Here is an 8,767-nt window from a genome sequence, read left to right as displayed (position 1 = left end):
CCAGCAAGCCGGGCAGCGCACCGGCATCCTGTTCGGCCGCGAGCGGTTCGGGCTCTACAATGACGAGGTCGGCCTCGCCGACGAGATCGTCACCTTCCCGGTCGATCCCGCCTTCTCTTCGCTCAACATTGCCCAGGCGGCCCTGCTGATGTCCTATGAATGGATGAAGTCGGGCTTGGAAGATGAGACGAAAACCAATTTTTCCAGCCCTGACATGATGCCGGCGACCAAGGAACAGTTGCACGGCCTGTTCGCGTATCTGGAAGGCGCGCTCGAGGCGCGCGGCTATTTCCGTCCGGCGCCGAAGAAGCCGAAGATGGTCGACAATCTGCGCGCGGTGCTGACGCGTGCCGGCTTCGCCGAGCAGGAGCTCAAGGTGCTGCGCGGCATAATATCATCGCTGGACAGGTTTTCGCCGGCCATGCCGCGCGGCGACGGATCGCCGGGTGATGATCCAAGACGGCTTCCGGCAGCCGCGGCACGCGCCGCCAAGGCGGAAGACAACGACTAGGAACAAATCGTTGGGCCTACCACTGGTAACCGAATGTTATTTGGTGGGGTCCATCATTTCAAAATGATGGACCCTCGGATGTGCGACCATCTTCCTGCCGTGGTCCCAGCCTTCCCTCTGAGTCCCAGTCTTTTCTCGTAATCCCAGTCCTTTCTCCTAATCAATGACAATGACCAACCCTTCAAACGCCCGTCCAATCCTGATGTTCGATTCCGGCATCGGCGGCCTGACGGTGCTGCGCGAAGCGCGCGTGCTGATGCCCGACCGCCGCTTCGTCTATGTCGCCGACGACGCGGCTTTCCCTTATGGGGCTTGGGAGGAACCGGCGCTGAGGGCACATGTACTAGAGCTGTTCGGCAGGCTGCTCGCCCGTTTTTCGCCAGCTATTTCGGTCATCGCCTGCAACACCGCCTCGACGCTGGTCATCGATGCGCTGCGCGAACGATTTCCCGGCCATCCTTTCGTCGGCACGGTGCCGGCGATCAAGCCGGCGGCGGAACGCACGCGCTCCGGACTTGTTTCGGTGCTGGCGACGCCCGGCACCGTCAAGCGCCAGTATACGCGCGACCTAATCAGCAAATGGGCCCAGAAATGCCATGTCCGCCTGGTTGGCAGCGACGGCCTGGCGGGACTGGCCGAGGTCTATATGCGCGAGGGCTTTGTCGACGAAGAGGCCGTGCGTGCTGAGATCGCACCGTGCTTCGTCGATCATGATGGACTGCGGACCGACATCGTTGTGCTTGCCTGCACTCACTATCCCTTTCTGGCCAACCGCATGCGCAAGACGGCACCTTGGCCGGTCGATTGGCTCGATCCCGCCGAGGCGATCGCGCGGCGGGCGCTCTCGCTGCTCGCGGGGACCGAGGTCAGGAATCGCGGCGAGGCGTTGCCGGAAGGCGCCGATCTTGCTGTCTTCACCTCAAAGAGGGTTGATTTTCCGACTCGCCGCCTGATGCAGGGGTTTGGGCTGGCGATTTCCTGATGTTTAGGAACATCATCCCGACCGACACGTTTCCTTCCTATTGCAACAGGAGAAACGATCATGCCAGCCACATCAAAGGCCCAGCAGAAAGCCGCCGGCGCGGCATTGTCCGCCAAGCGTGGCGAGACCAAGAAGAGCGAGCTCAAAGGCCCTTCGAAGGGCATGTACAAATCCATGAGCGAAAAACAGCTCGAGGAATTCGCCGAGACCAAGCGTAAGAGCCTGCCGGAGAAGAAAGCGAAGCACTAGCCGCTCGTCCGCACCAGGCAGGGAGGTCGGTTCCGGTTCCATGGTTTGACAGCCGCGGCCGAGCTGCGGCCCTTGGGTCGTATCCACTCGCCATCACCGACGCCAGCCGCAAGCTTGACACCGGTTAAATCTCCGTTTAATCAGCCCACCAACACCGGGCCGCAACGCCCGGTGGTTTCTTTATGTGCGCAAGACGTTTGGGAAGCGCTCTATTTCCTGAGTCTTGTGTAAAATGACGTGTCCCGTGGGTTTTCCGCCGCGTTGCGTGGGAAAACCCTGTCAGGTCTCGAAAACGGGGGCCAGAGGAGGGCGCGTTTCCTTCAGCCGGACCATGAGGTTCCGGGTGTGTTGTTTTGAAAGGGAATGCGATGAGCAAGCGCGAATCCGCGAAATACAAGATCGACCGCCGTCTCGGCGAAAATATCTGGGGCCGTCCGAAATCCCCGGTCAACAAGCGCGAATACGGTCCCGGCCAGCACGGCCAGCGCCGCAAGGGCAAGCTTTCCGATTTCGGCCTGCAGCTGCGTGCCAAGCAGAAGCTGAAGGGTCACTACGGCGACGTTTCGGAAAAGCAGTTCCGCAAGGTCTATGAAGAGGCGGACCGCCGTAAGGGCGACACCTCGGAGAACCTGATCGGCCTGCTCGAATCGCGTCTCGACGCGGTCGTCTACCGCGCCAAGTTCGTGCCGACGATTTTTGCCGCCCGTCAGTTCGTCAATCACGGCCACATCAATGTCAACGGCAAGCGTGTCAACATCGGCTCGTACCGCTGCAAGCCGGGCGACGTCATTGAAGTGCGCGAAAAGTCGAAGCAGCTGGTGATCGTCCTGGAATCGGTAGGCCTGGCCGAGCGCGACGTGCCTGATTACATCGAGGTCGACCACAACAAGATGACCGCGACCTTCGGGCGCATCCCCGGCCTGTCGGATGTTCCCTTCGCCGTGCAGATGGAACCGAACCTGGTCGTCGAATTCTATTCGCGCTGATCGATTTCTTCATCTGCAACAGCATCGAAGGCCGCCCCTCGAGGCGGCCTTTTCTTTTGGGCATCCGAAAATCGATTTCGATTTTCGGGCCGATGCGCTAATCCGGGCAGCAACAAGGACCTTTGGGGCCGACGCGCCATGAACATGCTGCCTGATGCCAAGACACTCGAACCGATCGCCGATGCCGCAGGCGGCTTTCATCCGCTGTTTGCCGATGTGCCGTCCTCCGTCGAGTTCAATAAGCTGCGCAAACGGCTGCTGCGTCTCGCCCGTCAGGCGATCGACGATTTTTCGATGGTGAGGCCAGGCGATCGCTGGCTGGTTGCCTTGTCGGGCGGCAAGGATTCCTATGGCCTGCTCGCTTTGCTGCTCGACCTCAAATGGCGCGGGCTGCTGCCGGTCGAGCTGTTGGCCTGCAATCTAGACCAGGGCCAGCCCAATTTTCCCAAACACATATTGCCCGACTATCTCAATAAATACGCCATCCCGCACCGCATCGAATATCAGGACACTTATTCGGTGGTGACCGACAAGCTTCCCGAGGGCAGCACCTACTGTTCGCTGTGCTCGCGGCTCAGGCGCGGCCATCTCTACCGCATCGCGCGGGAGGAGGGTTGCTCGGCGCTGGTGCTCGGGCATCACCGCGAGGACATACTTGAAACCTTTTTCATGAACCTATTCCATGGTGGGCGCCTCGCCGCCATGCCGCCAAAACTGCTCAACGACGACGGCGACGTCATGGTGCTGCGGCCGCTTGCCTATTGTGCCGAGGCCGATCTCGAAAAATTCGCCAGCGCCATGAAATTCCCGATCATCCCGTGCGATCTATGCGGGAGCCAGGATGGCTTGCAGCGCAATGCGATGAAGGCGATGCTCGACGGCCTGGAAAAGCGCATGCCCGGCCGCAAGGACACGATGATCCACGCCATGACCAATGTGCGGCCCTCGCATCTGCTCGACAGAAAGCTGTTCGATTTCGCCGCCCTCAACGAGACCCTCACCACAAGGCAAGACATTCCCGATGACATTTGACGATACCGCGATCGACTGGCTTGCCACCCTTCTGTCCGACGCCGCCATTGCCGAGATCATGCCGCGTTTTCGTCGGCTGGATGAGGGCGACGTCCGCCAAAAAACCTCGGCAGCCGACCTGGTGACGGAGGCCGACGTGAATGCCGAGCGGCTCATCACCGTCAGGCTGCGTGAGCGTTACCCCCAGGCGATGATCGTCGGCGAAGAGGCATGCTCCGACGATCCGGCGCTGCTCCAGGGTCTCGGCGACGCCGATCTCGCCTTCGTCATCGATCCGGTCGACGGCACCTTCAACTTCGCCTCCGGCGTGCCGCTGTTCGGCGTCATGCTCGGCGTCGTGGTGAAGGGCGAGACCGTCGCCGGCATCATTCACGATCCCGTCGGCAAGGACTGGCTGATCGGCGCCAAGGGTGCCGGCAGCCACATACGGCATGCGCATGGCACTCTGGAGAAGGTGCATGTCGCCGAGCCTGCACCGATCTCGCAAATGACCGGTGCGGTTTCCTGGCAATACATGCCCGAGCCGGAACGGTCACGGCTGGCGCGCAACCAGACGAAATCCCTGTCGCAGTTCGGCTATCGCTGCGCGGCTCACGAATACCGCCTGCTGGCGAGCGGCCACGCCCACTTCGTCGTCTACAACAAGCTGATGCCGTGGGACCATCTGGCCGGTGTGCTGATTCATGCCGAGGCAGGTGGTTACGCGGCGCGTTTCGACGGGAGCGCCTATCTGCCTTCGCATGTCGGAGGTGGCCTTCTTGTCGCACCGGACGAAGATAGCTGGCACGAACTGCGCCGCGAGCTCTGGGCGGAATAGGCCGTCCGGCATCGATCCGGTTCAGGCCACGCCCGGTCGATCTCAATTACCTGCGTTGTCCTCGATCCGATTTTCCGGGTCATGCGCTAGGCGAAGCTGCCGCCCAGGTTTCCGCGATGGCGACTACGGCGGCGTTGATCGGTCCGCTCGGGATCGTCGGCATCACTGACGCGTCGACGATGAAGACGTTGTCGAAGCCGTTCAGCCGCAAATCCGGGTCGACGACTGCGTCGGCATCCCCGCCCATCCTGCACGTGCCGACAGGATGATGATGTGTGGAAGCAGCCTTGGCGATGAAGGCGTCAAGGTCGGCGTCCGACTGCACCGCTGATCCCGGCAGGACTTCCACGTCGCGCCATTCGTCGAGCGCTGGATGATGACCAATGGTGCGCGCCGTCTTCAGCGCCGTCCTGAAAACCGCCCGGTCGTGTTCGGTTTCGAGATAATGCGGGTCGATGATGGGTGCATCGGCCCGGCCCGGCCCGCTCGGTGCGATGCGCCCACGGCTGGTCGGATGGGTGACGCCGCATAGAATCGTGAAAGCCGAGCCATAGGGCGGGGCACTCAGGCCGTCTGCGGCTGATGGGGCAACGACGCAGGCTAGCACAATATCGGGGCTTCCCGTCGAACGGGTAATGTCGCTGCCGTGCAGGTACATCAGCGATTCCGAGTGCTGCAGGCGCGACGGCGGCAGCGGTTTTTTGGTGCTGTAGACATTTCCAAGGACCAGCAGATGGTCCTGCAAATTGCGGCCGACATCGCTTCGGTCAGCGAGGCAGCGTATCCCCGCTTGCTTCAGCGTGTCCGCATCGCCGATGCCCGATCGCATGAGGATGAGCGGTGAGGACACCGCACCGGCGCAAAGAACGATCCTGTCGGCGGAGACCGTCGTGGTCTCTCCGTCACGCACGACAGCCACACCCGTGGCCCGCTGGCCCTCCAGCAGGAGGTGCTCGACCTCGTGGGCGGTGAGCAAGGCAAGGTTCGGTCGTGCCCTGACCTCCGGCGGCAGATAGGCATCGGCGACGCTCAGGCGCCGGCCGGCGCGGATGTTCAGCGAATTGGGGCTGGTGCCGGCCAGTTCGCCGCTGTTGTGATCGGTCAGGGCGGAGATTCCCATGGCCCGTCCGGCGGCCATATAGGCGCGGACGACGGGGCTGACCTCTGCATCCGGCAAATAGACATCCAGCGGTCCGCTGCGGCCGCGCGACGGCGCATCGAAGGCGGTGAAAGCTTCACTGCGGACAAAGCCCGGCAACAAGCCCGAAAAGGACCAGCGCTCGCCGCCGGCAGCCGCCCAGGGTTCGAAATCATCGGGATGACCACGCACATAGGCCATGGCATGCAGGCAGCTCGAACCGCCGACGATCTTTCCGCGTGGCCATTCGTGCACGCGGTTTGCGGTAAAGGGTTGCGGCACTGTCCGATAGGCCCAGTCGTAAGCGCGGCCTTGCAGCATCGTCCATTTCAGCGGGTCGGCGATATCGGGATCGGACGGCATCACCCCGGCCTCGATCAGGCCGACCTGGCATGATCGGTCCTCGCTCAGCCGGCTGGCCACCACCGAGCCGGCCGATCCCGCGCCGACGACCAGCACGTCGAAATGACGTTTCACTTTTGAAGTCCCCGCGCAGGCTGTCTGGCTAATAGGAAACACGCTTATGCGGCAAAGGCGCCGGCATTCGATCGTTCCGTGATCTGTCTTTGCACGGACAGCAAATGCGCGCGCATCGCCGCCTCGGCTGCCTCCGGGTCGCGTTTCGAGATCGCTTCGGCAATCAGACGATGTTCGCCGTCGCGCTCGGCGATCCGCTTGGGGCAGGTGGGTGCCGCGGTGCGTGCGATCTTCACCCGCGCATCGACCCCGACCTGGCGCAGCATCTTGTAGAATTCAGCGGCAAGATGGTTGCGAGCCGCTGCAACGATGGCGAGATGAAACGCGAAATCGACTGCGCCAGACGAGGCATTCTCCGGCGTGGTTGCCGCATCGATGATCCGGGCCGTCTCGAACGAGGAAGCGCGCAGCGATGCCAGCCGGGCGAGGCCCGGCTCCATCAGCAGGCGCAATTCCAGAACCTCGATCGGGTTGGTTACCCTTACAAGCTCCTCGCCATATCGGGGCAGGGCGGTCGGCGCACGCCTGGCGCGTGCCGGTTTCAAGTCACCTGACTGACGCAGCATTTCGAGCGCCTTGCGAAGCTGATGGCGCTTCACATTCAGATGTTCGGCAAGGTCACGCTCGGAAGGCAGCTTGCCGCCACCCTGTTGCAACCGGCGGACCGCTGCAATGATGTCGTCGAGATCCGATGGTACGATCTGCGGCTCGAATGCGTTCAAAACCAAATCTCCTGTCTGATCGGCAGCCGCCGACTCAACGTCCTGACATCATATTGTGACGCGGAATCGATGAACACGGCACTCAACCAACTCAACCAATCTACATCTGCGCCCAGTGGTTGACAACACCAGTTGCGCGATGGTTGAGTGCCGCAGTTGTTTCTTTGACGGCTCAATCTCGGTGGGGCCGTCCTTCTCCCGAGGACCGTGCATGCCGTTTGGGGAAACATTTGACTATGTCATTGTCGGAGCCGGGTCGGCCGGCTGCGTGCTTGCAAACCGCCTGAGCGAAGATCCTGATGTTTCCGTGCTGCTCTTGGAAGCCGGGGACTGGGATCGCGATCCAATGATCCACATCCCGCTCGGCTGGGGCAAGATTTTGACCGAGCGCCGTCACGACTGGATGTATTTCTGCGAGCCCGAGGCGAATGTCGGTGGGCGCAAGGTCGAATGCGCCCGCGGCAAGGTCATCGGCGGCTCTTCCTCCACCAACGCCATGGCCTATGTGCGCGGCAATCGCGGTGACTATGATCGCTGGGCGGCCAGCGGCCTCACCGATTGGTCGTTCGACAAGGTGCTGCGCTATTTCAAGAAGCAGGAGCGCTGGGAAAAGGGCGAGAGCGACTATCGCGGTGGCAGCGGTCCGCTGAATACCCAGTTCTGCCGCTACAAGGACGAGCTGATAGATGCCTTCGCCACAGCCAGCCGGGATGCGGGATATCCTCAGACCGACGACTATAATGGCGCCGTGCAGGAGGGTTTTGGCCGCCTGCAGATGACGATCGAAAACGGTCGCCGCTGCTCGACCGCGTCGGCCTATCTGCGTCCCGCCATGCGCCGCAGCAATGTCAAGGTGCTGACCGGCGCGATGGCGACGAGGATCCTGCTGAAGGATGGGCGCGCGACCGGCATCGCCTATACCAGAGGCGGCGCGAGCCACCAGGTTTTGGCACGGCGTGAGGTCCTGCTTGCCGGTGGTGTCATCAATACGCCTCAACTGCTGATGCTGTCGGGGATCGGCGATAGTGGCGAGCTCGCCGCGCATGGTATCGAGGCGAAAGTCGACCGTCCGCAGGTCGGCAAGAACCTGCAGGACCACGTTTCAGTCATTTTGATGTATCGGCGCAAGCAGCCGGGACCATTCCTCAAGATGATGCGGGCCGATCGTATCGGGCTGGATTTCGTCAAGACCTATCTCACCGGCAAGGGCTTTTCTGGCGATGTGCCTGGCGGGGTCGTGGCATTCCTGAAAAGCGATGCAAGTCGGCCATTGCCGGACGTCCAACTGCTTTTCACGGCTGCACCGCTTGCCGCATGGCCCTACATGGCACCATTCAAGGCGCCCTTCGCCGATGGTTTTGCGACGCGCATCGTCGCCGTCCAGCCGGAGAGCAGGGGGAGCGTGAAGCTGGCGTCGAGCGACCCGTTGGCCGCGCCGCTGATCCACCAGAATTTCCTGTCCTCACCGCGTGACTGGCAGTCGCTCCGCGCCGGCTTCCGCGTGGCGCGCAACCTCGCTGCGCAACCGTCGATGACGCCGTTTATCGCCTCGGAATTCTTTCCGGGGCCGCAATGCCAGAGCGACGACGAGATCGATGAGCATATTCGCAAGACCTCGATCACCGTGCACCATCCCGGCGGCACCTGTCGCATGGGTGTCGACGCCGGGTCGGTGGTCGATCCCGAACTGCGGGTGCGCGGTGTTGCCGGTCTTCGCGCAGTGGATGCTTCCGTGATGCCGGACCTCATCTGCGGGAACATCAATGCGGCGGTCATCATGATCGCCGAAAAGGCCTCGGACCTGATCCGCAGCCGTACTGAACAAGCCATGGCGGCCTGATTGGCGGCACCCG

The 8,767-nt window shown here is 62.1% G+C and carries 9 protein-coding genes; 7 read left to right on the top strand and 2 right to left on the bottom strand.

Annotated features, from left to right (window positions below):
* The 6 genes from EOC93_RS21515 to EOC93_RS21490 all read left to right on the top strand — a co-directional run.
* The coding region (locus tag EOC93_RS21515; protein ID WP_281033154.1) for a TrmH family RNA methyltransferase at window positions 1-511 on the top strand (511 nt) is incomplete at its 5' end.
* Window positions 512-680: 169 nt separating this feature from the next.
* Window positions 681-1,493: a glutamate racemase gene (gene murI, locus EOC93_RS21510; protein WP_127205633.1), complete on the top strand. Its 813-nt coding sequence runs from the start codon at window positions 681-683 to the stop codon at window positions 1,491-1,493.
* 60 nt (window positions 1,494-1,553) lie between these two features.
* Complete coding sequence (locus EOC93_RS21505) at window positions 1,554-1,742, top strand: DUF3008 family protein (protein ID WP_127205632.1); 189 nt, start codon at window positions 1,554-1,556, stop codon at window positions 1,740-1,742.
* A 368-nt stretch (window positions 1,743-2,110) separates the two neighbouring features.
* A complete protein-coding gene (gene rpsD / locus EOC93_RS21500; protein WP_029353615.1) occupies window positions 2,111-2,728 on the top strand; it encodes a 30S ribosomal protein S4 in 618 nt (205 codons plus the stop codon).
* Between the two features lie 138 nt (window positions 2,729-2,866).
* Window positions 2,867-3,760 (top strand): tRNA 2-thiocytidine(32) synthetase TtcA, encoded by an 894-nt coding sequence (gene ttcA / locus EOC93_RS21495; protein ID WP_127205631.1) that lies wholly within the window; start codon window positions 2,867-2,869, stop codon window positions 3,758-3,760.
* Window positions 3,750-4,577, top strand: a complete 828-nt coding sequence (locus EOC93_RS21490; protein ID WP_127205630.1) for an inositol monophosphatase family protein — start codon at window positions 3,750-3,752, stop codon at window positions 4,575-4,577. Before ttcA ends, EOC93_RS21490 begins: the two co-directional genes overlap by 11 nt.
* Window positions 4,578-4,656: 79 nt before the next feature.
* On the opposite strand, the gene EOC93_RS21485 is transcribed toward EOC93_RS21490, so the two are convergent.
* Both EOC93_RS21485 and EOC93_RS21480 read right to left on the bottom strand, forming a co-directional pair.
* Window positions 4,657-6,192, bottom strand: a complete 1,536-nt coding sequence (locus EOC93_RS21485; protein ID WP_164759224.1) for a GMC family oxidoreductase N-terminal domain-containing protein — start codon at window positions 6,190-6,192, stop codon at window positions 4,657-4,659.
* A gap of 44 nt (window positions 6,193-6,236) precedes the next feature.
* Window positions 6,237-6,914 carry an FCD domain-containing protein gene (locus EOC93_RS21480; RefSeq protein WP_127205629.1) on the bottom strand — a complete coding sequence of 226 codons (678 nt, stop codon included), beginning with the start codon at window positions 6,912-6,914 and terminating at the stop codon, window positions 6,237-6,239.
* A 211-nt stretch (window positions 6,915-7,125) separates the two neighbouring features.
* Here EOC93_RS21480 and EOC93_RS21475 point away from each other — a divergent pair, with 211 nt between their 5' ends.
* The gene (locus EOC93_RS21475) at window positions 7,126-8,754 is read left to right on the top strand and encodes a choline dehydrogenase (RefSeq protein ID WP_127205628.1); all 1,629 of its coding nucleotides are present in this window, start codon (window positions 7,126-7,128) and stop codon (window positions 8,752-8,754) included.
* The last annotated feature ends 13 nt before the right edge of the window (window positions 8,755-8,767 follow it).

The sequence above is a fragment of the Mesorhizobium sp. M6A.T.Ce.TU.002.03.1.1 genome (assembly GCF_003997275.1).
In the GTDB taxonomy this organism is placed as follows: domain Bacteria; phylum Pseudomonadota; class Alphaproteobacteria; order Rhizobiales; family Rhizobiaceae; genus Mesorhizobium; species Mesorhizobium mediterraneum.
The sequence above is the reverse complement of the archived record's forward strand: the minus strand, read 5'-3'. Positions and strand labels throughout refer to the sequence as shown.